The 23,749-nt window shown below is 59.8% G+C and carries 26 protein-coding genes; 15 read left to right on the top strand and 11 right to left on the bottom strand.

All coding sequences use genetic code 11. The features are described from left to right. Positions 1-708 (bottom strand): IS110 family transposase (locus FHT85_RS29730; RefSeq protein ID WP_183775064.1); only part of this gene is annotated, 708 nt, incomplete at its 3' end. A gap of 543 nt (positions 709-1,251) precedes the next feature. Between FHT85_RS29730 and FHT85_RS29735 the strand changes: the two genes are divergently transcribed. The 3 genes from FHT85_RS29735 (at position 1,252) to ligD (ending at position 3,837) form a co-directional block, all read left to right on the top strand. After that, entirely contained in the window at positions 1,252-2,100 is an 849-nt protein-coding gene (locus FHT85_RS29735; protein ID WP_112411989.1) for a DUF932 domain-containing protein, read from the top strand. Between the two features lie 68 nt (positions 2,101-2,168). Next, the gene (locus FHT85_RS29740; protein WP_112339408.1) at positions 2,169-2,582 is read left to right on the top strand and encodes a hypothetical protein; all 414 of its coding nucleotides are present in this window, start codon (positions 2,169-2,171) and stop codon (positions 2,580-2,582) included. Positions 2,583-2,793: 211 nt separating this feature from the next. Next, the gene (gene ligD, locus FHT85_RS29745; RefSeq protein ID WP_112411990.1) at positions 2,794-3,837 is read left to right on the top strand and encodes a non-homologous end-joining DNA ligase; all 1,044 of its coding nucleotides are present in this window, start codon (positions 2,794-2,796) and stop codon (positions 3,835-3,837) included. Positions 3,838-3,959: 122 nt separating this feature from the next. Here ligD and FHT85_RS29750 read toward each other — a convergent pair whose 3' ends face one another. Further along, the gene (locus tag FHT85_RS29750) at positions 3,960-4,457 is read right to left on the bottom strand and encodes a hypothetical protein (RefSeq protein ID WP_183775067.1); all 498 of its coding nucleotides are present in this window, start codon (positions 4,455-4,457) and stop codon (positions 3,960-3,962) included. A gap of 78 nt (positions 4,458-4,535) precedes the next feature. Beyond that, on the bottom strand, positions 4,536-4,724 hold the full coding sequence (locus FHT85_RS29755) for a hypothetical protein (protein ID WP_112339410.1): 189 nt from the start codon (positions 4,722-4,724) through the stop codon (positions 4,536-4,538). 493 nt (positions 4,725-5,217) lie between these two features. On the opposite strand from FHT85_RS29755, the gene FHT85_RS29760 reads away from it, so the two are divergent. Then, positions 5,218-5,526, top strand: coding sequence for a DUF736 domain-containing protein (locus FHT85_RS29760; RefSeq protein ID WP_112411991.1), 309 nt, complete (start codon positions 5,218-5,220; stop codon positions 5,524-5,526). A 61-nt stretch (positions 5,527-5,587) separates the two neighbouring features. On the opposite strand, the gene FHT85_RS29765 is transcribed toward FHT85_RS29760, so the two are convergent. The 3 genes from FHT85_RS29765 to FHT85_RS29770 are packed head-to-tail and all read right to left on the bottom strand — an operon-like array spanning position 5,588 to position 6,735. Then, positions 5,588-6,190, bottom strand: a complete 603-nt coding sequence (locus tag FHT85_RS29765) for a hypothetical protein (protein WP_112339412.1) — start codon at positions 6,188-6,190, stop codon at positions 5,588-5,590. Continuing rightward, a complete protein-coding gene (locus FHT85_RS30910) occupies positions 6,190-6,324 on the bottom strand; it encodes a hypothetical protein (protein WP_281412996.1) in 135 nt (44 codons plus the stop codon). Before FHT85_RS30910 ends, FHT85_RS29765 begins: the two co-directional genes overlap by 1 nt. Beyond that, entirely contained in the window at positions 6,325-6,735 is a 411-nt protein-coding gene (locus tag FHT85_RS29770; protein ID WP_112339413.1) for a transcriptional regulator, read from the bottom strand. A gap of 388 nt (positions 6,736-7,123) precedes the next feature. Between FHT85_RS29770 and FHT85_RS29775 the strand changes: the two genes are divergently transcribed. Continuing rightward, entirely contained in the window at positions 7,124-7,396 is a 273-nt protein-coding gene (locus tag FHT85_RS29775; protein ID WP_409527363.1) for a DUF736 domain-containing protein, read from the top strand. Positions 7,397-7,612: 216 nt separating this feature from the next. Here the strand turns inward: FHT85_RS29775 and FHT85_RS29780 are convergent, their stop codons facing one another. From FHT85_RS29780 to traC, 4 genes are all read right to left on the bottom strand, one after another. After that, positions 7,613-7,918 carry a WGR domain-containing protein gene (locus tag FHT85_RS29780; protein WP_112339442.1) on the bottom strand — a complete coding sequence of 102 codons (306 nt, stop codon included), beginning with the start codon at positions 7,916-7,918 and terminating at the stop codon, positions 7,613-7,615. Between the two features lie 759 nt (positions 7,919-8,677). Next, the gene (gene traG / locus FHT85_RS29785) at positions 8,678-10,639 is read right to left on the bottom strand and encodes a Ti-type conjugative transfer system protein TraG (RefSeq protein WP_112339414.1); all 1,962 of its coding nucleotides are present in this window, start codon (positions 10,637-10,639) and stop codon (positions 8,678-8,680) included. Beyond that, the gene (gene traD / locus FHT85_RS29790) at positions 10,626-10,841 is read right to left on the bottom strand and encodes a type IV conjugative transfer system coupling protein TraD (RefSeq protein ID WP_112339415.1); all 216 of its coding nucleotides are present in this window, start codon (positions 10,839-10,841) and stop codon (positions 10,626-10,628) included. Before traD ends, traG begins: the two co-directional genes overlap by 14 nt. A gap of 4 nt (positions 10,842-10,845) precedes the next feature. Then, complete coding sequence (gene traC / locus FHT85_RS29795; protein WP_112339416.1) at positions 10,846-11,142, bottom strand: conjugal transfer protein TraC; 297 nt, start codon at positions 11,140-11,142, stop codon at positions 10,846-10,848. 249 nt (positions 11,143-11,391) lie between these two features. On the opposite strand from traC, the gene traA reads away from it, so the two are divergent. The 9 genes from traA to FHT85_RS29840 all read left to right on the top strand — a co-directional run bounded on the left by traA (position 11,392) and on the right by FHT85_RS29840 (position 21,783). Continuing rightward, positions 11,392-14,694 (top strand): Ti-type conjugative transfer relaxase TraA, encoded by a 3,303-nt coding sequence (traA, locus tag FHT85_RS29800; protein ID WP_183775071.1) that lies wholly within the window; start codon positions 11,392-11,394, stop codon positions 14,692-14,694. Between the two features lie 44 nt (positions 14,695-14,738). Further along, the gene (gene traF / locus FHT85_RS29805; RefSeq protein ID WP_246780159.1) at positions 14,739-15,221 is read left to right on the top strand and encodes a conjugative transfer signal peptidase TraF; all 483 of its coding nucleotides are present in this window, start codon (positions 14,739-14,741) and stop codon (positions 15,219-15,221) included. A gap of 16 nt (positions 15,222-15,237) precedes the next feature. Beyond that, complete coding sequence (locus tag FHT85_RS29810; protein ID WP_312861376.1) at positions 15,238-16,392, top strand: conjugal transfer protein TraB; 1,155 nt, start codon at positions 15,238-15,240, stop codon at positions 16,390-16,392. Between the two features lie 16 nt (positions 16,393-16,408). After that, a complete protein-coding gene (locus FHT85_RS29815; protein ID WP_112411993.1) occupies positions 16,409-17,041 on the top strand; it encodes a TraH family protein in 633 nt (210 codons plus the stop codon). A 22-nt stretch (positions 17,042-17,063) separates the two neighbouring features. Next, entirely contained in the window at positions 17,064-17,849 is a 786-nt protein-coding gene (locus FHT85_RS29820) for a LuxR family transcriptional regulator (protein WP_312861377.1), read from the top strand. Positions 17,850-17,997: 148 nt separating this feature from the next. Further along, positions 17,998-18,297: a DUF1778 domain-containing protein gene (locus FHT85_RS29825; protein WP_112339421.1), complete on the top strand. Its 300-nt coding sequence runs from the start codon at positions 17,998-18,000 to the stop codon at positions 18,295-18,297. 344 nt (positions 18,298-18,641) lie between these two features. Further along, positions 18,642-19,682, top strand: coding sequence for a class I SAM-dependent methyltransferase (locus tag FHT85_RS29830; RefSeq protein ID WP_183775074.1), 1,041 nt, complete (start codon positions 18,642-18,644; stop codon positions 19,680-19,682). Positions 19,683-19,748: 66 nt separating this feature from the next. Continuing rightward, positions 19,749-21,155 carry a hypothetical protein gene (locus FHT85_RS29835; protein WP_183775077.1) on the top strand — a complete coding sequence of 469 codons (1,407 nt, stop codon included), beginning with the start codon at positions 19,749-19,751 and terminating at the stop codon, positions 21,153-21,155. A gap of 121 nt (positions 21,156-21,276) precedes the next feature. Then, positions 21,277-21,783 carry a GNAT family N-acetyltransferase gene (locus FHT85_RS29840; protein WP_112411995.1) on the top strand — a complete coding sequence of 169 codons (507 nt, stop codon included), beginning with the start codon at positions 21,277-21,279 and terminating at the stop codon, positions 21,781-21,783. 150 nt (positions 21,784-21,933) lie between these two features. On the opposite strand, the gene FHT85_RS29845 is transcribed toward FHT85_RS29840, so the two are convergent. Beyond that, positions 21,934-22,854: a LysR substrate-binding domain-containing protein gene (locus tag FHT85_RS29845; RefSeq protein WP_112411996.1), complete on the bottom strand. Its 921-nt coding sequence runs from the start codon at positions 22,852-22,854 to the stop codon at positions 21,934-21,936. 97 nt (positions 22,855-22,951) lie between these two features. Here FHT85_RS29845 and FHT85_RS29850 point away from each other — a divergent pair, with 97 nt between their 5' ends. Next, on the top strand, positions 22,952-23,743 hold the full coding sequence (locus FHT85_RS29850) for an SDR family NAD(P)-dependent oxidoreductase (protein WP_112411997.1): 792 nt from the start codon (positions 22,952-22,954) through the stop codon (positions 23,741-23,743). Positions 23,744-23,749: the final 6 nt, after the last annotated feature.

Below are 23,749 nucleotides of genomic sequence, written 5' to 3' on the forward strand. Positions count from 1 at the left end.
ATTCTCCATCGCTGGCGCGAAGGCTTCTACCGCCAGTGCCACCAGCGGACCCACGCCAGGCATCGTTTGAAGTCGATGCGCGATTCCGCTCTGCCGAGACAGGTCCACGAGCTTCTTGGCCTTCTCCTTAATCCGAGCTGTCTTCTCGTCTATCTGAGCCAGAAGATCACGGCACTCCTCCCGCACGAGTTCAGGCAGGTCGATCTCAGCCCTCTCAACGATCGCTTCAATGCGCTGGATGTGAGCAATGCCCTGTGGAATGGCTTGGCCATATTCATAGAGAACAGCACGCAAAGCGTTCACCAATTCCGTTCGCTGGCGGACAATCCGCTCGCGCGCCCGGAACAGAACCGCCCGAGCTTGCTGATCCGCAGTTTTGGGTGGGACGAAACGCATCTCGGGCTGACGGGCCGCGATGACGATTGCCTCAGCATCGGCGGCGTCGTTCTTCTGGCGCTTCACGAAAGGGCGGATATATTGCGGAGCGATCAGCCTGACCTCGTGCCCCACTTTGACCAACTCACGGGCCCAGTAATGGGCGCTACCGCAGGCTTCCATAATCACAATCGCTGGCGGCTGTTCCGATAGGAAGCGAAGAAACTGTCCTCGTGACAGTTTCTTTCGATACCGTACTTCGCCCGCCATCGTTGCTGCGTGCAGTACGAAAACATTCTTTGCCAGATCCACCCCGATCATCGTGTCTTTCATTTTGCCGTCTTCTCCGTCCTGTGGGCTACAACCACATCATCTGGCATATTGCAATGCCGTGAGGGGAGGACGGCAACCACCCCATCTTGTTCCGATCCTTGCGCGTCGAGAATTCCCGAAATCCCGGCCAACGGCCGGCGCCATGCTGATTTCTCCGATGCTCTCCATTTTTGAAGGATTGCGCTTGCCCGCAAGCGATCATTTGACGTTCCACTCTTCGGTCGGGGTGCGGGCGCACCCCATCATGAGGCCCGTTTCGGGCCGCTTCCATTTGTTCGCCCCATGACATCGCCGCCCAGGCCGGTCAAGCGGCCCGTGAAGCCGGTTCATCTTCCGCGCCAGTCCGCAAGCGGACCCGTGAAGACGCCCCGCCTTCCGCGCCGCGCCGCTTGACAGACCAGTTTGACGCCGCGGGGCGGGCTTTCGCCCTCCCCCCTCTGTCCCGGGGAATGTCAGAGGCCATTCCCCAGGAAAGACCGGGGAGGCTTCGCCCGAGGGGACTTGCCCTTCGGAGGTGACAACCGCAACCAATGGAGACCGACAATGAGCATCTATACCGAGACCGCGCGTTTCGACACTTGCCGCGCACTGACCGAAACCGAAATGCGCCGGGTTGCGCCGTCAATCTTTGCCGTGACCGCCCATGAGAGCCGGTCCGAACGGTTCCAGCCCATTCCTACGATCGAGATTCTGCGGGGTCTCATGCGGGAAGGCTTTATGCCGGTCGGGGCGAAGCAGTCGCGCAGCCGCATAGAGGGAAAGGCCGACTTCACCAAGCATCTTATTCGCCTGCGCCGCATCGATGACGGCAAGGTTTACAACGTCGGCGATACCGTTTGCGAGACCCTCCTCAAGAATGCCAATGACGGAACTAGCGCTTACGAATTGATGGCCGGGCTGTTTCGGGTCCGTTGCCTCAATTCCCTGGTCACACAGACCGGCACCATCGATGCCATCAAGGTGCGTCATTCCGGCGATGTGCAGCATAAGGTCATCGAGGGCACCTATCGCGTTCTCGGCGAAGCCGAGCGCACCCTTGCCGCTCCACAGGACTGGTCAATGTTAAGGTTGGATCGCGATGAGAGGGATATTCTGGCGGACGCCGCCCATGTCCTGCGATTTGGTGACAGTGAAGGCGAAACGACAACGCCGATCAAGGCCGAACAGTTACTTATCCCTCGTCGTCATAACGATCGCGCGGACGATCTTTGGACGGTCTGGAACGTGGTGCAGGAAAACGCCATCAAGGGCGGATTGCGTGGTGTTGGCCGTGACGATCTTGGCAGGCCGCGCCGCGTAAAGTCCCGCGCCGTGAACGGTATCGATCAGGACATCAAACTCAACAAGGCGCTTTGGCTGCTCGGCGAACGGATGGCCGCTCTGAAATCCTGACCGGATTGCAGGAGCGCCGCCGCCCTGGCGGCGCTCTCAATCTATCACCACTCTACCGGAGAGCATCTATGAACACCGCGCACCCCGTCGCCATCCCCAATCTGCGGGAAATCACCGGGCATGTTCGTCCCATGGCATTGGCCAATGCAATTCACGCTCGCGTTCCCTCATCGTGGGGCGGCGCATTTTTCGTCACCTTAAACAATATTCGTGACTGCATCGAAGCTGGTGACCGGTGGTTTGAAGAGGAGGTCCCAGAAGGGTTTCGGGTTTGGACCGATAGCGGCTTTTCCTGCATCGTCCGGGATCGCTTTGCCTTTTGTTCAGCCCCCCGCACCGACGCTGCGCTCATTACAGGCTCGAAGGGTGAAAACGAGGCTTTGGCAGCCGCAACAACCACGGGAAACGACCACGACCGACATCTTGGTGATCTGCCGGAGGATATTGAAGGGACCAGCAGCGAAGATCGTGCCGTCGGCTGATCTTATCAAGGGGTGCCGATCATAGCGGTCGGTGCCTCTTGCGCTTCGGGAAGTGTCCCGAAAATCGACGAAAACATTACCTGAGATCATCCATGTCACGGCGCCGCTCCGTTGGATGCCGTACGACCAGTGGAAATTGAAGCGTGCTTGGTGAGTTGTCGGGATGAGGAAAGACTCGACTCATTAAGCTTTCTCTGTTGCACTGTTTTCCATGACGAAGTCCCCGCGTAAGTCATCAAAACCACTTCTCGCCTCCTCGGAAATGCCGCTGCGGAGCCGAGCCCGCAAAGCTCGTGATCCAGACCAGCCGCAATTGCCGCTCGATCAAATGCCGGAGCGGATCGAGCCGGCGCTAGCGCTTCTGAAGCCCGAGGTCCCGAAAGGGCCGCAATGGCTCTATGAGATAAAATGGGACGGCTATCGACTTGCCGTCCATGTTGCACCCGGCCACGTGCGCATTCTGACGCGTGGAGGGCACGATTGGACTGATCGCTTTCCGACAATCGCCAAGGAGGCCGCCGACTTCGGCGCGACGATGATTCTCGACGGAGAGGCTGTCGTCCTGGATGAGCAGGGAAAGTCGAGCTTCGGCGCTCTTCAGCGAGCCCTTGGGGGAAGGGGCGGGCACCGCCGGGCAGATGAGGCCATCTTCTATGCATTTGATCTGCTTTATTTCGATGGACACGACCTTACGAAGCTGGACCTCGCTGAGCGTCGGCAGATCCTGGAAGGGTTTCTCGTCGGTCATGCCGGCGTCATTAAGCTCTCCGAGGCGGTCGAAGCCGATGGCGACGAACTTTTAGCTGCCGCATGTGCGCATGGACTCGAGGGTATCATCGCCAAAAACCGTGAGCAGCCTTATCGCTCCGGCCGTACCGGTGACTGGATCAAGGTGAAATGCGTCCAGAGCGACAGCTTTTTCATCGTCGGCTATGAACCATCCGCTGTTGCACACGGTGGCATCCGCAATTTGTTTCTCGCGGCCTATCGAGGCCACGATCTCATCTATGTCGGCAACGTCGGAACAGGCTTCAATGAGCGCGATGCAACTAGGCTTCGCAAGGATCTGGACAAACTCAAGACATCCCGGGCGCCTATCGCGCTGAAACAGCGCGGTGTCGTCTGGGTTCAGCCGACACTAATCGCCGAAATTGAGTATCGTGCCTGGACTGATGACGGCAAACTGCGTCACGCTTCGTATAAAGGCCTCCGGGACCGGCAGGACAATGCCGAGGTCTACCGTCTGCCGGAATGAGGTCGGAGCGATCAACATAGGGTTAGCGGCATTCTGAGGTAGCGTGGTGATTGCCACCGGCGGCAAAGCTCAACCAAGCAGTTCTTCCTGTCTGGAGCGCATTCCCCACCTGTCGAAAACAGCTAATTCACCTCTTTTAGCTGAACAAGCAAGGAGAACAGATATGGCCAGCTTTTCCCTAACCGATCTTGGAAACCGTTCCGGATCTTGTCGGCGCCGAGCGTGACGAAATGCTGGCTGGCCTCGACGCCGTCGCGCGCGATGGCGGCCGTGATGACTGATGCGCGGCAGGGGTCGCCATACTCTGCTCGTAATCTTTGGGGTCGCCGGCATGAACGTGGTAAGAAGGCGGCCGCAAGGCTCGGCCAACCTGCGTGATGCTCATCCTCGCCGGCAGGCATGGAAAGCCGAAACCGCTGCTGTACCTGATTTCCAGCCAGCCGCCCGCGGCCAGCGCTCGCGCCGTCCAGATACCCGGAACGCAAGCCCGGCGCGCAAAGCTCTACACCTCGGCCTCGGGTCATCGTCGACAAGTTCAATTCCGATAACCTCGCCACGTCCTGGGCGATCGAGGATCCGAAGCCTCTCGGCCAGTTTTCTCGCAAATTCATGTCGCGCATCGCGCTCACGCACAGAGCGCCGTGAGCTTCCTGCGTTCGCTGCAGCCGGGGGTCGATGGGAGGCTCGCGACCTGACACTCAAGCACATTCGTCACCATCCATCGCCGCCACGTGATCCATCTTCTGTTGGTCCTTGTCCAGTTGGTCTCGCAGGCCTTGCGCGATGTCAGCATCCAGCCTTCCCCAGATCGACGGTTTTACGGGGTCGGCTTTCGGTTTACGGGATGGTTTGCGTTCGATGACGAACGGTTTGGTCTGCTGACGCATTGATCCTCCAGGCAGCGATTCGCGATGCAACGATATCGCACCGGGCGCAGCAAGTAAGCGGGCCAATGTTAGCAGAAAGGCTTATCCCCGATCGAAGCAAGCAACAACAGCGGTCCAACTGGACATGACGCAGGATGCCATTCGTGCCCAAGGCGAATGTGGCGGAACGCCATTGCCATATCCCTTCCCGTCGCAGTTTCCGGCAACCCATCTGCGGGCTCGATGAGGCATGTCTGACCGGAGACCGGCTGCGCCTCGATCGTCTTCCCGCAACGACGGCCTCAGATTTCTTACCCCGGAAGGCTGCGCCTTCCTCCTCGCCGACTAACAAATCTGCGACTTGTCGTCCTCCATTTCATTACGGCCCAATGCCACCCCAGCGCGCAGGCGCGCCGGCGGCCCCGGCTGGGTGCGGTCCGATCGTCACCGGTCTTTGCGACAGCCATCGAGACCGCGATGGGCGCGGCTCGAATACCAGAAAAGGAATACGACAATGGCAACCATCGGCACCTTCACCTCCACCGAAAACGGCTTCACCGGCTCCATTCGCACACTCGCCCTCAACGTCAAGGCCCGCATCGCCCGCGTCGAAAACCCCTCCGACAAAGGCCCGCAGTTCCGCGTCTATGCCGGCAGCGTTGAACTCGGCGCCGCCTGGCGGAAGACCTCCGGTGAGGGCCGCGACTATCTCTCGGTCAAGCTTGACGATCCGAGCTTCCCAGCCCCGATCTACGCAACGCTCGCCGAGCTCGAAGGCGAAGACGGTCTCCAGCTCATCTGGTCCCGCCTGAACCGAGATTGATTGACATCACGGGCTCCGCCACCGGCGGGGCCTTTTCCCCCGTCGGAATGGTGGTCCGCAATTAGCGCGCGTCAAACCTGGCGAGCATCTTGCGCAATTGTGCGTTCTGCTCGACGAGCTTCTTTGCAAGCTGACGCCGCAACGCCGCAACCTCCGCATCGAGGTCGGCCATTTCATCCGTAGAGGATTTCGGGCCGGCTGCGACGGCAGGAGTTTTCTCTAACGCAGTTCCGACCGAAGCCGTCGGCTTCACGATAGGCTCAACCTTCCTTCGACGTGCCGACGCCGGCTTCACCGGTGTTTCGGCAGCTTTGGTCTTAGGTGAAGCAGGTGAGGTTTCCTCGGCCCGCGGCGTGGTGGCGAGGTTTGCGGACTCTTCAGTACCGACTGCAGCCGCAGAAGCTTCTGCCGCAACTGATGCCGCTGTTCCGACTTCACCAGGATTAGTATCAGGCTCCGGTTGGCTTGTCTCGACTTGCGCCTCGGAGACGGGTTCTGCGGAGCGGTCGACTACGGTCGCGTCGAGGCCAGGTTGTTTCTCTTCGGGGACAGGTTTGTATTCGAGGGCAATGGTCTTCGGTTCGATTGCCGGGCTCTCGTCACGACCATGTGGTTTCGGTTTTCGCGACACCAGGTCAGCCACAAATCTCCATGGTGTTTTCATCACATGTAACCTTCAAAGCATGGCGGCGAGACATTGCCGCGGTCATTCACTGTCGGCAAGACCGCATTGATCTTGATCCAATCAGACGAAAGATCGGCGACGCCATCGCACATGGCGCCGCTCAAAACCAGCACTCAGGCCTTTCCGAGCCGCTTGCGCAGGTCTGCATTCTCGGCGCGCAGCTTTTCAGAGAGTTCTTTTCGAAGCTGCTTATTCTCTTCCTCAAGCTTGATGAGGTCGGCGATATCGTCGATGACCTCAGCAGAGATGGCAACCGGAGCGGAAGCAACAGCTTTTACGCGGGGTGCGCGAGTGGCGGTGGTCTTCGGTGCGACCGTCTTTTCTGCCTTGGCCGGAGCTGTCTTGGAGCCACGCTTCGCACGCGTCTTCTTGGCCGGCTTTTCGGCAGGCGCGGCGGTGGCATCGACGGAGTTGGCTTCGGCGGCAGGCTTCGGCGTCCGTGGCTTGCGTGTCTTCTTCTCAACGGATGCTGCGGCCACCGGTTCTGTCGTCGCAGTGTTCTCAATCTTGGTTTCTTCGGCCATCAGTGTTCTCCTCTGTCAGGCGAGCAAGCATTTGATTCGTCGTAACTTAAAGTCAATCCGGGGAGGAGAGAATTTGCTTGCAATCGACGTTTGACGGGGCACTACGTGTGAATTTCTTTTCATGACAACAATGGGCCGGTCCGTGCGGGCTCGGTGAGGCTTGTCTCACCGAAGAGTTGTTGGGTCTCGATCGATTTTCCGCAACGACCAAAACCACTTTTCCGACCCTTGTCGGCTGAGCCGCCATTCCTCTCCGACGAACAAAACTAGCAGTTGCCGCCCTGCACTGTATTCCGGCCATCGGGTGCGGTCCGATCGTCACCGGTCTTTGCGACAGACGTCGAGACCGCGATGGGCGCGGCCCGAACACGAGAAAAGGAATACGACAATGGCAACCATCGGCACCTTCACCTCCACCGAAAACGGCTTTTCGCACACTCGCCCTCAACGTCAAGGCCCGCATCGCTCGGGTCGAGAAACCTCTGATAATGGCCCACAGTTCCGACTCTACGCCGGCAATGTTGAACTCGGCGCCGCCTGGCAGAAGATCTCCGGTGAGGGCCGCGACTACCTCTCGGTCAAGCTTGACGATCCGAGTTTCCGGGCTCCGATCCACGCAACGCTCGCCGAGCTCGAAGGCGAAGACAGGCTCTCCAGCTAATCTGGTCCCGCCCGAACAGGCGGCGAGGAAACTGGAAGATACTTTCCAATAACGTCGAGGCTTTCGACGAAGATGGGCGAAGCCTTAGGATCGTCTTCGCGACTGCATCTCCATTCGATACAGAAGGATGGCAATTTCCACCCCTCATCGTCGCTGTCTTAGTCGTAGCACTGACCCTCAAGTCGATAGCGCTTAAATTGCCAAGGGCCATTGCGATTACCCGCGAAGTTGGGTTTCTTCTCCTTTTTCCGGAAGAAAAGCCTGATACCGAGCCGCCGAAGCGACCGTTCGATACCCGCGGCTTCTCTTCTGTCGGAGAAGATCGAGGAAGACCATGACAGCATCGCGTTCGCTGGCAAAAGGCTGGACCTTCGTCTGACCGTGCGCTCCGATCCGGCCCCAGCGGCGTACCAGGCAGACCTCACCGAACAGATCGGGCTCGATCGTCATGGCATAGAAGCGAGCCATGTTGCGGGCTTCGTCCGTGCGTTCGACATAGAGCTGGTAGGGTTGTGAGATCATGATCTGAGGATCGTTGATCTCAGCAGCCGCGTCCAACGACACTTATGAATCGGTCGGCATGGATCGATTCATTTCGGTGATGATGGGCCATGTCGAATAGGGGATGGGTGGACGCTTTTTGCGTGTGGCCCCACGGCATGCGATCCCGCACGATCTTCGGCTAGGCTCATTCATCCCAGATCACCGCTGCGCGAAGACAAGAGGACGGCGAGCGTCGCGATGACGATAGCGATGCCCGACTGTATGGTGATCGATAGGTCTGGCTCGTACACAACGCACTATAATGCTGTCATGCAAAATACGAGTGCTGAACACCAAGTATTTGATCCTGAAGGAGAGAGACGCTTTCCGCTTTGCGAGAATAGAATGTAGTGTGCCAGGACAATTGCGGCCAATCCGGCGAACGTGAACCCAATTCCATGAGCAGTCCTGTCGATATGTCAATTTGGAAAGCTGTAGCAACATCTCCGGGATGGCGAACCGCCATCCGCTCGATGTCGACACTGCCGGCTTCATCCCGCTTTTGCGGCGGAAAAGGAGTCGTCTTTTCCGTAAGTCGAGACGAGTTGGTTGAACGGGCGGCCAAACGGTGTGCGAGGCGCGGGGCGCAGTCGGTCGCGCCTCCCTTCCAGCCACGGTATCGAGGCTCCTGCGGCTGCCCTGTTCCCGCTCCTTGCACGACGAGAATTCCCGAAATCCCGCCCCGCGGGGCGGCGCTTACGCTGATTTCTCCGATACTCTTCATCTTTCTGGATCAGCCTAGCTCGCGGCTCTGGCCGGTCCGATCGCGGAGGCTTTAGACGGCTTTCCGACTTTATGAAACCGGTTCTCCCCGACACAGGCCTTCATGTCCTCGCGGCGAAACCAGACGGCGCGCCCACACCGAAGGGGTGCGTTGCCTGAGGTGAAGACGATCTGCTCGTCCGCGCGCATGCGCAGAACCTCATGCGGAAGGATCAACGGTCGGCGGCTGAGCTGCTTTGATCGCGATCGTGACGATCCCTTCATTCCGGACGAGCGATTGGTTTGGTCGACCTCGACCGTGGTGTCCCCACATCGCCTGGAGATGTAGTCTGCGGTGTCAGGATCGTTGATCGCCGAGAAAGAAATCCACGACGCGGATTCGAACCATTTGCTCGTTGCATCACGCCCGCCATAAGCCTCGCGCATCTGGCCGAGCGACTGGAAGATCATCGTCAGCGTGATGCCGTATTTGCGGCCTGCGTCTCGTGCGGTTTCGAGGATGCGCAGATAGCCGAGACGTGCCACCTCGTCGAGCAGGAAAAGGGTTCGACCCTTTACATTGCCGTTGCGGTTATAGATCGCATTTAGCAGCGAGCCGATGACGACGCGCGCGAAGGCCGGGTGCGCTTCCAGCACTTTCAGATCGAGCGCTATGAAGATGTCCGTCTCGCCGTCTGCGAGATCGTCGGTCGAGAAACTGTCGCCAGAGATGAGACCGGCGTAATTTGGGTAGGACAGCCAATGTGTTTCCTTGACCGCATTGGCATAGACACCGGAAAACGTCTCCGGCGTCATGTTGACGAAGACGGAGACGTTCTCCTTCACAAAATCCGAATTCGACTGTTCGTAGATCTTCGTCAGACGCGCCCGAAGTTTTGGCTCGGGTTCGGACAGATTGGCGCGGACCTGGCGCAAAGTCTGGTCTTTTTCATCCGTATGTCCTGACAGGCAGACGTCGGCGATCAACGCGGTCAGGAGCTGCATCGCCGAGGCCCTAAAGAAGTCGTCGCGAGCGGACGCGGTGTGCGCATTGTCGGTCATGATCCATGTGGCGACGGCGACGATATCCTCTTCCTTGGTATTGCCATGACGGCCGATCCAGTCCAGCGCATTGAAGCCGATACCAGACGCGGTCGGATCGAGCACGATTACTGTCCGGCCAGCCTGACGCCGGTGCTCGCTGACCATCGGCGCGACCTCGCTCGACGGATCCAGCACCACGAGGCCGCCGCCCCATTTGAGCGCGGTCGGGATCGTCACCGACGTCGTCTTGAAACCGCCGGAGCCGGCAAAGACGATCCCGTGCGACGATCCGAAAGAGCCGTCGAAGCAGAGCAGCGGCGACTTGCCGCCGGCACCCCAGCTTTGCGGTTCATCGGAGCGGAACGGCATAGCGGCAACGCTGTCGCGATCGACGCGATAACGTTCGCCGATGACGATACCGCCGGCTTCGGGAAACAGCTTTGCGGCTTCGGGTAGTTTCATCCAGTCGGCCTCGCCGTGGACAGCGCGTTTGCCGCCGATCCGCTTCGGGGCTGCCATTGCGAAGGCGGCATTCCCCTTTATCGCAACCCGCAAAGCGAAGACGCTTCCAATAAAGGCCAGGCCCGCGCCAATCAGCGTTGCCGGATCGGCATAAGCGAGGACCGATTGTCCGGCTGGCGCGTTGCCGGCAACGCCAGCCAGGCGAATGGCCTGACGTGTCATGGCGATGATAATGACCACGGCATTTCCGGCCAACACGCTCAGACCGGCAGTTTTGATATTTGTCGAACCATTGGCGGCGAACAGCGCAACAACGCCGATCGCCGTTGCCGCAACGTAGGGCAGGGCGATGCCAGCCCTTCCTAGCATCAGCTTGGCCTGCGCTGATGTCCCGAGCGCCGCCACCCGATGTTCCATACCCGACGTTAGGATCATGGCTGCGATCATGATTGCCGCGGGCAGGATTGCCAGAAGCAGCCTATTCGCCGTCACAACCAAAGGCCTCCGCGCCAATCGCCGCTAGTCGGGCTTTCTCCGTCTCGTCGCCCCTGATCCGCTTGGCTGCATCGATCAGCAGGCCGAGCAGCAGAGAACGCTTCTCGTAGCGGAGCCCGGCCTTGACGATCAGGCCGCCGAGCTCGATTTTTTCGCGCGTGTCCTTCTTTCTGGCATTCGATGTCGCCGATCGCTGCATCCGCTCAAACCTCGCCAGCGCTGCTCTGAACCGCCCCAGTCGCGAGCGCCGCGGCCGCGCCAAGACGTGGCGTCTCTCCGTCTTCATTGCGCTTTCCGGTCGCCTGTACCTTGCCTTGGCGAAAGCGTTTCTCGACATCTTCGAAGGCGGCCTGAAGTGCGTTCTCCTCGATCTCGATTTCGCCCAGGCCCGCCTTCAGTGCTATTCGGCCGATGCGCTCGGCTTCGCGTGTTTCGGCTGCTTTCAGCTGCTCCTGCAGGCGGGTGATCTCTTCCCTGATCTTCGATGACGGCTTCTTCATTTTCCGTTGTCGCTCCTCTTGGAGTTGGCGTTGCGTCAGCAGCGCCAGACTCTTTCGAAAGCGCCGTCAGGCATAGGTGCAGATCTGCACGTCGGCATCGCCGACACATTGGAGCATCATCCCGCCGTTCCGAAGGAGCGGGTCCAAGGGCGCAATTATACGTCGCTGACGCGACGCCCTTGCGTGGCGGCCCTGACGTGGGCCCGCGTCTCTCAACGAACGATGTTCAAACCTTGGAGCTCTATCGCCGTGGCCATCGCCCACTTCTCCGTCAACATCGTCAGCCGCGGCGACGGCCGCAGTGCCGTGCTGTCGGCAGCCTATCGGCATTGTGCCCGGATGGCCTACGAGCGCGAAACCCGAACGATCGACTACACTGCCAAGCAGGGCCTTCTCCATGAGGAATTCCTGGCTCCAGCCGATGCCCCGCAATGGGTGCGCAGCCTGATTTCGGATCGCTCGGTCGCGGTCGCTTCGGAAGCCTTCTGGAACAAGGTCGAGGCGTTTGAGAAGCGATCCGACGCGCAGCTTGCCAAGGACCTGACCATCGCCCTCCCGCTGGAGCTTACGCCCGAGCAGAACATCGCGCTTGTGCGCGACTTTGTCGAAAAGCACATCCTGTCGAAAGGCATGGTGGCCGACTGGGTCTACCACGACAATCCGGGCAATCCGCATATCCACCTGATGATGACCTTGCGTCCGCTGACGGAAGACGGCTTCGGCGCGAAGAAAGTTCCTGTGATCGGCGAAGATGGTCAGCCGCTTCGGACCGAGACGGGCAAGATCCTCTACCGGCTATGGGCCGGCGATACCGGCGACTTCAAGGTGTTTCGCGAGGCGTGGTTCGAGCGGTTGAACAACCATCTGGCGCTGAACGGCGTCGACCTTCGCGTCGATGGCCGATCCTATGAGAAGCAGGGCATCGACCTGGAGCCCACCGTTCATCTCGGTGTCGGGGCCAAGGCGATCGAGCGCAAGGCGCAAGATCAGGGTGTCCGGTCGAAGCTCGAGCGGATCGAGCTGAACGAGCGGCGCCGTGCGGAAAACGCCCGTCGTATCCTCGGAAATCCCGCGATCGGGCTCGACCTGATCACGTCCGAAAAGAGCGTCTTTGACAACCTAGATGTCGCCAAGGTGCTCCATCGCTATGTCGACGATCCCGCAGTCTTCCAGCAGCTGATGGCGCGCATTTTCCAGAGCGCCGAGGTGCTGCGCCTGCAAGGCGACAGCATTGATTTTGCGACCGGCGAGCGCGTGCCGGCGCGCTACACGACGCGGGCATTGATCCGCCTCGAAGCTGAAATGGCGCGTCGTTCCATCTGGCTCTCCGCACGCGAGACACATGGCGTTTCCGCGAAAGTCCTGGAGGCCGTCTTTGCGCGCCATGCGCGGCTGTCCGATGAGCAGAAAGCCGCAATCGAGCATGTCGCGGGCGCCGCCCGGATCGCGGCGATTGTCGGCCGCGCCGGCGCCGGCAAGACGACGATGATGAAGGCAGCCCGCGAGGCGTGGGAGCTTGCCGGTTATCGCGTGGTTGGCGCAGCACTCGCGGGCAAGGCCGCCGAAGGCCTGGAGAAGGAGGCCGGGATCGCGAGCCGCACTCTGGCGTCGTGGGAGCTGCGCTGGAAACAACAGCGCGACATGCTCGACGCGAAGACGGTGTTCGTTATGGACGAGGCCGGCATGATCGCCTCGAAACAGATGGCCGCCTTCGTGGATGCGGCAGTCAAAGCAGGAGCGAAGCTCGTCCTTGTCGGTGATCCCCAGCAGCTCCAGCCAATCGAGGCTGGCTCCGCGTTCCGGGCTATGGTCGAACGCATCGGCTATGCGGAGCTCGAGAGGGTCTATCGCCAGCGCGAGGACTGGATGCGGCATGCCGCGCTCGATCTTGGACGCGGCAAAGTCGGTGAGGCGCTTCTCGCCTACCGCACCCGCGGTCATGTGATCGGCAAAAGGCTGAAGGCGGAAGCCGTCGAAAGCCTTATCGCATCCTGGAACCGCGACTACGATCCGAGGAAGTCGATGCTGATGCTGGCCCATCTGCGTCGTGATGTGCACATGCTCAACACGCTCGCCCGCGCGAAACTTGTCGAGCGCGGCACCGTCGGTGAGGGACACGCCTTCAGGACCGCTGACGGCATCCGGCACTTCGACGCCGGCGACCAGATTGTCTTTCTCAAGAATGAAGGGTCGCTCGGCCTGAAGAACGGCATGATCGGTCGCGTTACCGAAGCAGCGCCAGGCCGCATCGCGGCCCTGGTCGGTGAAGGCGATCACCAGCGGCAGGTCGCGGTCGAACAACGCTTCTACAACAATCTCGACCACGGCTATGCGACCACGATCCACAAGTCTCAGGGCGCGACGGTCGACCGGGTGAAGGTGCTTGCATCGCTCTCGCTCGATCGGCACCTGACTTATGTCGCGATGACCCGCCATCGCGAGGATCTGGAGCTATTTTTCGGGCGCCGGTCCTTCGATTTGAATGGCGGATTGACAGCGATCCTGTCGCGGAGAAATGCCAAAGAAACGACCCTCGACTACGAGCGCGGCACGCTCTACCGGCAGGCGCTCGCGTTTGCGGAAAACCGCGGGCTGCACATCGTTCAGGTCGCACGAACAATCCTGCGCGATCGGATGGACTGGACACTGCGCCAGAAACAGAAACTGACCGATCTCGCCGTCCGACTGCGATCCATCGGCGAACGTCTCGGCCTGGTACAGTTCCACGAAACTCAGAGGAAGAAGGAGGCCCGTCCGATGGTCGCCGGCGTAGCGCAATTCGTCAGATCCCTCGCCGATACGGTCGACGAGAAACTTGCGGACGATCCGTCACTGAAGAGGCAATGGGAAGACGTCTCGACGCGCTTCCGCTACGTTTTCGCCGATCCCGACACGGCATTCCGGGCGATGAACTTCGACGCCGTTCTTGCCGATCCGGAGATCGCACGGCAGACGCTGCAGAAACTTGCAAGCGAGCCGGAATCCGTCGGCGCGCTGAAAGGTAGGGCCGGGGTTCTCGCCAGCAAGGCTGATCGCGAGGATCGCCGCGTCGCGAACATCAACGTGCCGACGCTGAAACGCGACATAGAACGCTATCTCGACATACGCGAGACGATCAGGCATCGCCTGGAGGCAGAAGAACAATTGCTTCGCCATCGAGTTTCGATCGACATTCCCGCGCTTTCGCCCGCGGCCCGTATTGTGCTGGAGCGCGTGCGTGACGCCATCGACCGCAACGATCTTCCTGCCGCACTCGGATTTGCGCTCAGCGATCGTGAGGCCAAGCTCGAAATCGACGGCTTCGGCAAGGCGGTGGCCGAGCGATTCGGCGAGCGAACGCTGCTCATCAATGCAGCCCGCGAACCTTTGGGTCCGCTGTTCGAGAAGCTTGCAGACGGCCTGCAGCCGCAGGAGCGCGAAGAGCTGAGGCAAGCCTGGCCGGTGATGCGCACGGCACAGCAGCTGGCCGCCCATGAACGAACGGCGGAAACGCTGAAACAGACCGAGGAACTGCGCCACACTGAACGCCAAAGTCGGGTGATGATACAATGACCCGCCACCGCGGCAGCCATCTCATCGCCTCTTCGGCTCTGCTCATGATCGGGATCTGCGCGACCGGGTTCGTTGGGGGCTACAGGCTGAATCTCACGCCGAGCGAGCCGCTCGGTCTGTGGCAGATCGTTCGCTTGGACAGGCCGGTCGCCTCTGGCGATCTCGTCTTTGTTTGTCCACCCGTGACGTCCCAGTTCGAGGAGGCGCGACGCCGCGGATATCTCCATTTTGGGCTTTGCCGCGACTGGACCGCACCGCTCATCAAAACGGTGGTGGCGCTGCCAGGCCAGCGCATCGATACAGGCAGCCAAGTGATGATCGACGGCAGGCCGCTCGATTCGTCGCATCTTCGAACAGCCGACGGCGAGGGCAGAGCGATCGAGCCCTTCGCTGGCGGTATCGTGCCCTCTGGACATCTTTTCCTCCACTCACCTTATGCGAGCTCCTATGACTCAAGATATTTCGGGCCGGTTCCGGACAAGGGCCTTCTCGGCCTCGCCCGGCCGGTCCTCACCTTTGACCCGTGATTGCCGGCGCTCAGGGGTGCTGATCGCCGTCGCGACAGCTTGCGGATGGATCGGTTGGAGCGGGCATGTCCTGACCTTGCCGGCAGCGATGTTATTCCCTGCGCTATGGGCGCTGTCGCCCTCGCGAGTCGTCGCGGCGCTGGTATCTGCGGGATATTTCCTCGCCGCGTCCCGCGGTCTGCCGCAGGGCGTCGCGAAGTTTTTTGCCGCAGATCTCCGGCCCGGCCTGCTACTCTGGCTGGCAGCCTCAGCCTCCTTCGTCGTCGTGCATGTCGCGGTGTGGACACGGCAATCGGAAGAAGGGCGGCCGGCACTTCGAAGCGCGCTGCGGTATCTGGCGGCGACGTTACTGATGGCACTGCCGCCCTTCGGCATCACCGGCTGGGCGCAGCCGATCACAGCGGCAGGCGTTCTCTTTCCCGGGTGGGGATGGTGGGGCCTAGCCGCTACCGCTGTCGGCCTCGCAATGATGGCATCGCGAGGCCGACTGGCCGCAGCAATCGTCTTGGGAGGATGCTGGGTCTGGTCCGCCGCAAGCTGGACGCCGCCGTTCTTAGCGCCCGGATGGGCCGGCGTCGATCTTGAACACGGTCAAAACCTCGGGCGCGATGGATCACTGGCCTATCACCGTGACCTGATGGCAACGGTGCGCAGGGCATCAGGCGAGGGAGCCCGCATCCTCATCCTTCCGGAAAGCGCGCTCGGCTTCTGGACACCGACCGTGGAGCGCCTCTGGCGAGAGGCTTTGCATGATAGCGATGCGACTGTCATCGCCGGCGCCGCCATTCTCGGGCGCCCGGGATATGAGAATGTGCTGGTCACAATATCGAGCGAACGGTCGGAGATTCTATATCGGCAGCGGGTCCCGGTCCCGGTTTCCATGTGGCAGCCATGGCGAGCCTGGTCGGGGCAGGGCGGTGGCGCGCGCGCGAGCTTCTTCGCCAATCCGGTCGTGAAGGCTGGCGGCGTGAAGGTTGCACCTCTGATCTGCTACGAGCAACTGCTCGTCTGGCCGATCTTGCAGTCGATGCTGCGTTCTCCTGACATCATCGTTGCGACGGGAAACGGATGGTGGACTGCAGGCACATCGATCGTCGCGCTCCAGCAGGCGAGCATCGTCGCCTGGGCCAAGCTCTTCGACTTGCCGGTCGTCATAGCGTTCAACACCTGAGCAAAGGATATGAGGAATGGTCGATATCGCCCTCATCCAGCAATGCGCGGATCCCGCCCTGAAACCGGAGTTCGTGGAACAGTTCGTCGAGCGGGCAGGATCGCTCGATCCGCTTTCCGTCACGGTCCGGTCTGGGAGCCGCCTCGTTCTTGTCCCGAAGCCGACAACGTCAGATGACGCCATGGAACTGATCCGCAAGAACATCGGTCGCAACACCATACGTGTGGGAATCACGCAATATCCAGCCGGTCTCGGCATCATGGAGGCGGGCGAACTCAAACCGGACATCGTCGACGCCTGCGCCAATCTGAAAATGGGCACGGCCCTGTTCGCGAAGGTCTATCGCATTGTCATGAAGTGGTACGGCAACCCCGCCGACAAGGAGGTCCTGCCGCAGGTGTTCAATGACGCCATCGTTGCTTGGCAGACCGGGTATTTCGAGGGCACGGCAGTGTTTCGGGCGCCAGATCCCGGCGTGGGAATGCCGTCCGAACCGAGGCCTCGCGCGCCGTCCGGCGAAATGGCTAAGGGCAAAGATGATCGACCGCGGGACGATGAAGGCCCGGACACATCCGGCACGGACGCCCACAATAATCCCTACGAGGCAGGAATGCGCGTCGACCTCTCTGGGATTGGCGGCTCCCGATAGAGCCGAACTTCCGACCGGTCATGTGCAAAATGACGATCATGATGGGCTTCTCGAAAGGTATTCAATGGAAAATCAACAAAGACGGTCACGGTTGGCTTGGTCGTTGGCGATCTTGCGAAAAGCAGACAGCGAGGCGGATTTGAATGTTGCCCTTGCTGATATTCGAGGCCGCTATCAATTTGCTCACCTGGTCTTCTTGCTGGTCCGCCTCGCAAACCGAACCGGCACGTACCCCTGGTATTGCACGACTTATCCAGAGGAATGGACATCGCTTTATCATCGGAACAACTACTTCGAGATCGATCCCGTCATCGAGCTTTACAAAACCGGGTTCCTGCCCGTCGATTGGTCGAGCCTTGATCGGCGATCTGCGAGGACACGCAGTTTCTTGCAGGAGGCGAACGCATTCGGTGTCGGTCGACACGGCGTAACGATCCCGGTCAGGGGGCCGAGTGGCGAGCGCAGCCTGTTTTCCGCGACATCGAACCTGTCCGGGCGTGAATGGCGGAAATTACGCGCTTCAAGCAGCCACGAACTTCAGGTTCTTTCCTGTTATCTGCATGAGAAAGCTCTGACCGTCTCGGGTCTGCGAAAAAGCGGCGTCTACCGTAAACTTTCCAGACGCGAGCAGGAGTGCCTTCAACTTATTTCAAGCGGCTTGGTTCCGAAGCGCATTGCCACGAGATTGCAGATTTCGGAGGATGCCGTGCGTCTTTATCTCAGGCTAGCCAGACGCAAACTGGATGCGGCAACGATCTATCAGGCGATCGCAAGAGCAAGCTTTCTAGAGCTGATCCAGCCCGAATAACGCGGAAAGATCAACGGTCGACAATATCTCGCGAGCCAGCCGATTTGATGGCGCTGCCGTGGCAAGTTTTATTTTTCGCCTCGGCGAGGCAATTCTAGCGTATTACATTTTGCGATGCGTGGCTCAACTGTCACTCAAGGAGAAGCCTGTGGCTAAGACCGTGGAACGCAAGGATTACTCGATCGCCATGCGTCTGCCTGCCGCGGACGTCGCAATGATTGATCGTGCCGCCAGGCTGCGGGGTCGTTCGCGTGCCGACTTTGTGCGCGACGCCGCCGTGCGCGCAGCCGAAGAAGTCGTCATGGAGCAGCGGCTGGTCCGCATGAGTCCTGAAGGATTCGCCGATTTCATGGAAGTCCTGTCTCGTCCCGCAGTTCCGGTGCACGAGATCGTGGAGTTGGCCAAGCGACCCGCGCCCTGGGAGCCCTGTTATAAGCCGAAGCGATAAGCCGCGGCTTTTTCGGCGCCTGAACCACTCACTGAAGCGCATGATGTTTCCGCATTCTCCTGCCGCGAGCCGGCGGTCGATCACTGGCTGAGCGCAGCGCTGGCGCGCGTGCTTAGCGTCAGTTCGATGCATTCATCGCGTCTCTCTTGAGCAGGCAAAACGCCGAGTCGATCTCCCAATATCGGTAGATTGTATCGAGGCTACTTGCGATCAACCCTAGGACAGCATGTGCACTTGTGAACCGCGCCCTCGACAGGGTGTGATTTGACGAAGCGCTGAGGCTCGCTCCCCAAAATCGGATTGGGCGACAGCTGTTCCTTTGGCTCAACGACGAGGATCGCGCGATGGTGGATCGGGAGATCATGGAGTCCTGGCGGAATGCTCCGCGTCTCAATTCGTTCGCAGGCTTCTTTGAACGAACCGCCAGCGGGCTTGAAGGTGCGCCCGATCTGGGCAGACCGGAGCCCGAGATGGATCTTCTATCGTTCGATCTCGATTGCATGACGTTCTGGGATACCCACCGGCGTTTGTGGGGACATTTCGACAGTCATTATTTCGCGAGCATTCCCTATCGGCTTGAAGAGGAATGCCGCCTTGGCTCGGCAATGCTGTTGTTCGGTCAACACGCATGGGCGCGCAGTGGACGCGCGGCAACCATCTACACTTTGGGGGCCGGCGCCGGCACGCTTGCAAGAACGCTGGCAAAATTGGGTGATGGGCGACTGAAAACCCTCTGCTGCAGTCCCACGCACGGCAACCGTGTCTGCTTTTTTGCTCGCAGAGGCAGCGAAGACGCTCATTTTCATCATGGACCATTCTTCGAATTGGATGACGAGCGCTATGCTACGGATGAAAATCTTCGGCCTTTCCGGGACGGATATGACATTCTCTTCGAGGACACGACGTTCCAGATGTACAGTCCCGATCGAGAAAGCCAGCTTGACTTCATCGCCCCCCGACTTCGGCCCGGCGGACTGCTGGTGCAGCTACAAAAGCTCAGCCAGCCGAATATCGACAGCTACCTCGAACGGGAGCGTCAAAAGGATGAGTTGTTCAAACCTCGATTTTTCTCCAACGGCCAAATTGCCACGAAGAAGCGCGATGTCCTTGATACGATGATGGACCTTCAGGTCGATCTGAAGGCATCGGTATCAGCTATCCGCTCGTATTTTCGTTACGCCGTCATCACCTGGAATAGCGGCAACTTCTACACGATCGTTTCATCCAACTCGCTGAAGTCCTTAGGCAACTTTGTCGCTTCGATGGTGAGACCGGCCATCCCGCCGGAGTTTTGTTATGAAGACTTGCCACACGTCCTCGTAAACGCCAGCAAAGATCCGATTCCGTCGGATTGGGCGTGGCGAGCCCCACGAGTTCCCTTTTGAAACAGCAAGCGCATCCGGATTGCGGCGCAATCAAAATCACTTTTTGCGGAACGAGGGCGGCAATACATGAGCGGGCAGCGGTCGAACGGCAATTGGGGTTCCAGTAGCGCTGCGGAGGTAAGAAGGACCATGTCTTATCTCATGCCGGACCTTGCCCCCTTCTGGGAGCGCCCGCTCAAGGACTATGCGCAGGCCGTTTACCGCGCCGAAAGCGTCCGTGGCGAAAGCGTGCATCGCCAGGACGCAGCAGCCCGGTTCCGCAGGTTTATTGAGCGGATCGCGTTGAGATCAGGAGCGACCCAAGCCGATGCTGAGGGTGCGAGCCGACAATTGGCCGCTTCACCGGTAATCCAGACTGGCCCCCATTGCCACCTGCTGATCGAGCCGGACGCGTTTTATACGCACCTGTTCAGCATGCTCGGCCTCACCAGCAATGCTCATCGGTGGCATATCTGCTACAGTGCCTCGACCGTGAAGTTCGTGGAGAAGGCAAAAAAGGGTCCGGGATGGCTCCGGCTCGATGGCGAGGCGGTGAATGTCTTCGGCCTTTCCCGACGCCGGATGGACCCCTACAGCATCTGCGGCTTCGACGGGCCTTATCGGTTTGCCTTGTCCAGCGCGCAGGGTGGGGAACCGGTCAATACTGCGGCGGCCCGGCTCAAGGCCATTTTGCCCGACATGGAATTTTCGTCGGCGGCCGAGGCGATAAAGGCTGCAAATCTGGCCCTATGGCGAAGATCGTTTTCGCCGTCCGTCGGACTGCTGCAATTCGATGATATCGATGTTGCCGATCTCGTGGCCGAACATTTCGAGGATCCGGCGTCGTGGCTATCGACCCGTCTTGCCGGCGGCCAGTTTGCCCAAAAGTTGTTACGAACGCTGGATCGGCTTAACGGCGGACCGTGGGCGGGATGGATACGGCAAACCACCGAATTCTTCTGGGGCTTGGCGGACGGACGGATTTTTCCCGTGCGGCTGAAGGATGGGGTTCTCTCAGGGGGCTCTTCGCCGGGTTTTCACGTGCCGTTCGAGCCTCAGAGCATTGCAGCCGCCTTGCGGCAACGCAAATTGGTGCCGAATCTCCTGCTTACGTTTCTGGTTATATCGATCCTGCCGGGTATTCGGGTTCTCGGCGGCTGCCGGCAGACCGTCTATTATCCGCTCATGCGATATCTTGTTGCCACTGCGCTTGAATGCTCGGACGATAGCGGTCTCCTCGATACGCTGCGTGCGGATGTGCGACCCGGTGTGTGGGGACATCGTGTCTTGCGGCCAGATGACGGCTATCCCTTTCGGGAATTCGAAGAGTGTGGCGAGATGTCGGAATTGGCCGCTCACTATGGGAACTGCTCATTGGAAGAGGCGTCCGGCAACCTTTTCAGTTTTGCTAGCGATCCGATTTGGGCAGAGTTGGCCGCGCACATCAGGGCGCGAAGAATTCATCCTGCTTCGCCTGAGTGGCAGTGGGCATAATTTCTTACGAGTCTCGTGGCGGCTATCGTTTGTTGGAATGCCAGTCGACGAGAAGGCGCCGGTAGGTAGCAAGCCATTGAATTCAATAATAAGGATTCAGGGGACTTTATCGGAGATTGTTATGAGTCGGGATGGCATGCTGATCAGACGAATTTCCGCTAACGAGGTTGATGTTTTCCGGCGCATTCGCCTGGAAGCGCTTCAGACCGAACCCTCCTCTTTTGCGAGCCGCTACGAGGATTGGGTCGATCTTCCTGTCGAAGAGTGGCGTCAACGATTGCTTGATCCGGTCTTCGTGGCATTCAGCCGCGATGAGCCTGTCGGCATAATCGGCCTCTTGCGTCAAAGCCCGAGCAAGATGGCCCATCGAGCCACCCTTGTCATGGTTTACCTGCGGGCAAGTTTTCGTGGAACAGGCCTTGCCAAAGATCTCCTGGACGCGGTCGTCGATTTTGCAAGAGGCCAGGGAATTCTGCAGCTGGAACTCGCGGTCAGCGCCGAAAATCCGGGAGCGATAGGCTTTTATCTCCGGGAAGGGTTCTCTGAGGTCGGGAGGATCCCCGGCGGCCTCTTGGACGGCGGCAGGGAAATTGACGATATCCTCATGGCACGGCGACTAAGTAAATGAAGAACATTCGCCGGGGGAACTGATCAATCCTAGCGCCCTACAGATCGATTGCAGGGACCGACACTTCAATTGCTTTCACTGCCGGTTGCCGCCTCCCGTTCCGAGGCCGTGACAAAGGTGATGCGATGTGGGTCTCCCGCTACCCTTCAGTCAGGTCTCCGCTCCGCGTAGCGAGGATCCAGCCAGCGTCTCGATCATATATTCGATAAAGGCTCGGACACGGTGTGGCAGTGGCCCGCCGCCCACATAAACAGCGTGAATCAGTTCCAGATCGCCTGGATTATACTCTTCAAGCAATGGTACGAGCTTTCCTGCCTGGATGTCGGTCGCGACGTGAAACGAGCCCAATCGTGCGATACCCGCTCCGGCAAGCACCATCTGCTTCATGGTCTCGCCGTTGTTCACGACAAGGCTTCCTGTGACCGCCTGTGAAATGTCCTGCCCTTGCCATCGGAACGGCCAGGATGGTCGAGCCCGGCGAAAATTGAAGGTGAGGCAGTCATGACGTTCGAGATCGGCGGGCGTTTCAGGCCGCCCTTTGCGCTGGAGATAGGAGGGAGCGGCGCAGACGACGCGTCGGCTCTGCCCGAGTTTTTTTGCGATCAGGCTGCTGTCCGGCAGATTCCCCATTCGGATCGCGACGTCTGCCTTGTCCGCGACGAGATCAACGATGCCATCGGTAAAGCTCAGGTCGACGATCAGGTCAGGATTGCGTGCGAGAAAGGCGGGCATGGCCGGAGCCACGAACATGGTGCCAAACGGAATGGTAGTGTTCACCCGAAGCCGTCCACGCACCGCCCCGCCGGCTGCCTCCTGATCGGCATCGTTCAGATCCTGCAATATCTTGAGTGTGGCGTGATGATAAGCCTCGCCTTCCTCCGTCAGTGTCAACGCCCGCGTCGTCCGCACCAGAAGGCGTGTGCCAAGCCTTGCTTCGAGACGTGCGATCAGCTTGCTGACCGCTGATGGCGTGAGGTCGAGGCTGCGCGCCGCCGCTGAGAAGCCTCCTTCCTGGACGACGCGAGCAAACACTTCCATCTCACCAGACCGTTCCATAAGAATGCGCGGCAATGATGATCTCCATTCACAGGTGCTTGTCTAATTCCGGCAATAGTGCCCTCTATTCTTAGATCATAGCTTAATTCCGGAAACAATCTGGAGAAGCATCATGGATTTGCAACTGACCAACAAGACTGCCCTTGTGACCGGCGCGACCGCAGGGATCGGGCTCTCCATCGCCAAGGCGCTCGCCGTCGAAGGCGCCCGCGTCATTCTGACTGGCCGCGACCAGTCCAAGCTCGACGCCGCGGTCACCATCATCAAGGCATCGGGTGGTGAGGCCGTCAACGGCATTCGAGCGGACGCCGCGACCGCCGACGGCGCCGCGACCATCGCCAAAGCCGCCCCTTCGATCGATGTTCTCGTCAACAATCTCGGCATTTACGAAAGCAAGGCCTTCGGTGATATCGCTGACGCGGACTGGACGAACCTCTTCGACGTGAACGTAATGAGCGGCGTGCGTCTGTCGCGGGCCTATCTGCCGGGCATGCTGGAGCGGAATTGGGGCCGGATCATTTTCATCTCGAGCGAGTCCGGCCTCGCCATTCCGCCTGACATGATCCACTACGCGACCACCAAGACGGCGCAACTCTCGGTCTCGCGTGGCTTGGCGCAACTGACGCGCGGCACCAATGTAACGGTCAACGCCGTGTTGCCGGGTCCGACCCGCTCTGAGGGCATCGAAGCCTTCTTGCGCAGCCAGGCCAGCGATCCTTCTGCTCCGATCAAGGAGATCGAGGCCGAATTTTTCGCAACAGCCCGTTCCGCATCGATCCTGCAGCGCATGGTGGAAGCTGATGAGGTCGCTAATCTCGTTGCCTATCTCGCCAGCCCCCGTTCATCGGCCACGAACGGCGCAGCCCTGCGCGCCGAAGGCGGCCTCGTCAACACCATCGCCTGAGAAAGC

The sequence above is a fragment of the Rhizobium sp. BK312 genome, from assembly GCF_014193605.1.
Classification (GTDB): Bacteria; Pseudomonadota; Alphaproteobacteria; order Rhizobiales; family Rhizobiaceae; genus Rhizobium.

Coding starts and splice junctions, on each gene's coding strand:
- FHT85_RS29735 (WP_112411989.1), top strand. CDS start 1,252: ATGAGCATCTATACCGAGACCGCGCGTTTCGACACTTGCCGCGCACTG.
- FHT85_RS29740 (WP_112339408.1), top strand. CDS start 2,169: ATGAACACCGCGCACCCCGTCGCCATCCCCAATCTGCGGGAAATCACC.
- ligD (WP_112411990.1), top strand. CDS start 2,794: ATGACGAAGTCCCCGCGTAAGTCATCAAAACCACTTCTCGCCTCCTCG.
- FHT85_RS29750 (WP_183775067.1), bottom strand. CDS start 4,457: ATGCGCGACATGAATTTGCGAGAAAACTGGCCGAGAGGCTTCGGATCC.
- FHT85_RS29755 (WP_112339410.1), bottom strand. CDS start 4,724: ATGCGTCAGCAGACCAAACCGTTCGTCATCGAACGCAAACCATCCCGT.
- FHT85_RS29760 (WP_112411991.1), top strand. CDS start 5,218: ATGGCAACCATCGGCACCTTCACCTCCACCGAAAACGGCTTCACCGGC.
- FHT85_RS29765 (WP_112339412.1), bottom strand. CDS start 6,190: ATGAAAACACCATGGAGATTTGTGGCTGACCTGGTGTCGCGAAAACCG.
- FHT85_RS29770 (WP_112339413.1), bottom strand. CDS start 6,735: ATGGCCGAAGAAACCAAGATTGAGAACACTGCGACGACAGAACCGGTG.
- FHT85_RS29775 (WP_409527363.1), top strand. CDS start 7,124: ATGGCAACCATCGGCACCTTCACCTCCACCGAAAACGGCTTTTCGCAC.
- FHT85_RS29780 (WP_112339442.1), bottom strand. CDS start 7,918: ATGATCTCACAACCCTACCAGCTCTATGTCGAACGCACGGACGAAGCC.
- traD (WP_112339415.1), bottom strand. CDS start 10,841: ATGCAGCGATCGGCGACATCGAATGCCAGAAAGAAGGACACGCGCGAA.
- traC (WP_112339416.1), bottom strand. CDS start 11,142: ATGAAGAAGCCGTCATCGAAGATCAGGGAAGAGATCACCCGCCTGCAG.
- traF (WP_246780159.1), top strand. CDS start 14,739: ATGATCGGGATCTGCGCGACCGGGTTCGTTGGGGGCTACAGGCTGAAT.
- FHT85_RS29815 (WP_112411993.1), top strand. CDS start 16,409: ATGGTCGATATCGCCCTCATCCAGCAATGCGCGGATCCCGCCCTGAAA.
- FHT85_RS29830 (WP_183775074.1), top strand. CDS start 18,642: ATGGTGGATCGGGAGATCATGGAGTCCTGGCGGAATGCTCCGCGTCTC.
- FHT85_RS29835 (WP_183775077.1), top strand. CDS start 19,749: ATGAGCGGGCAGCGGTCGAACGGCAATTGGGGTTCCAGTAGCGCTGCG.
- FHT85_RS29840 (WP_112411995.1), top strand. CDS start 21,277: ATGAGTCGGGATGGCATGCTGATCAGACGAATTTCCGCTAACGAGGTT.
- FHT85_RS29850 (WP_112411997.1), top strand. CDS start 22,952: ATGGATTTGCAACTGACCAACAAGACTGCCCTTGTGACCGGCGCGACC.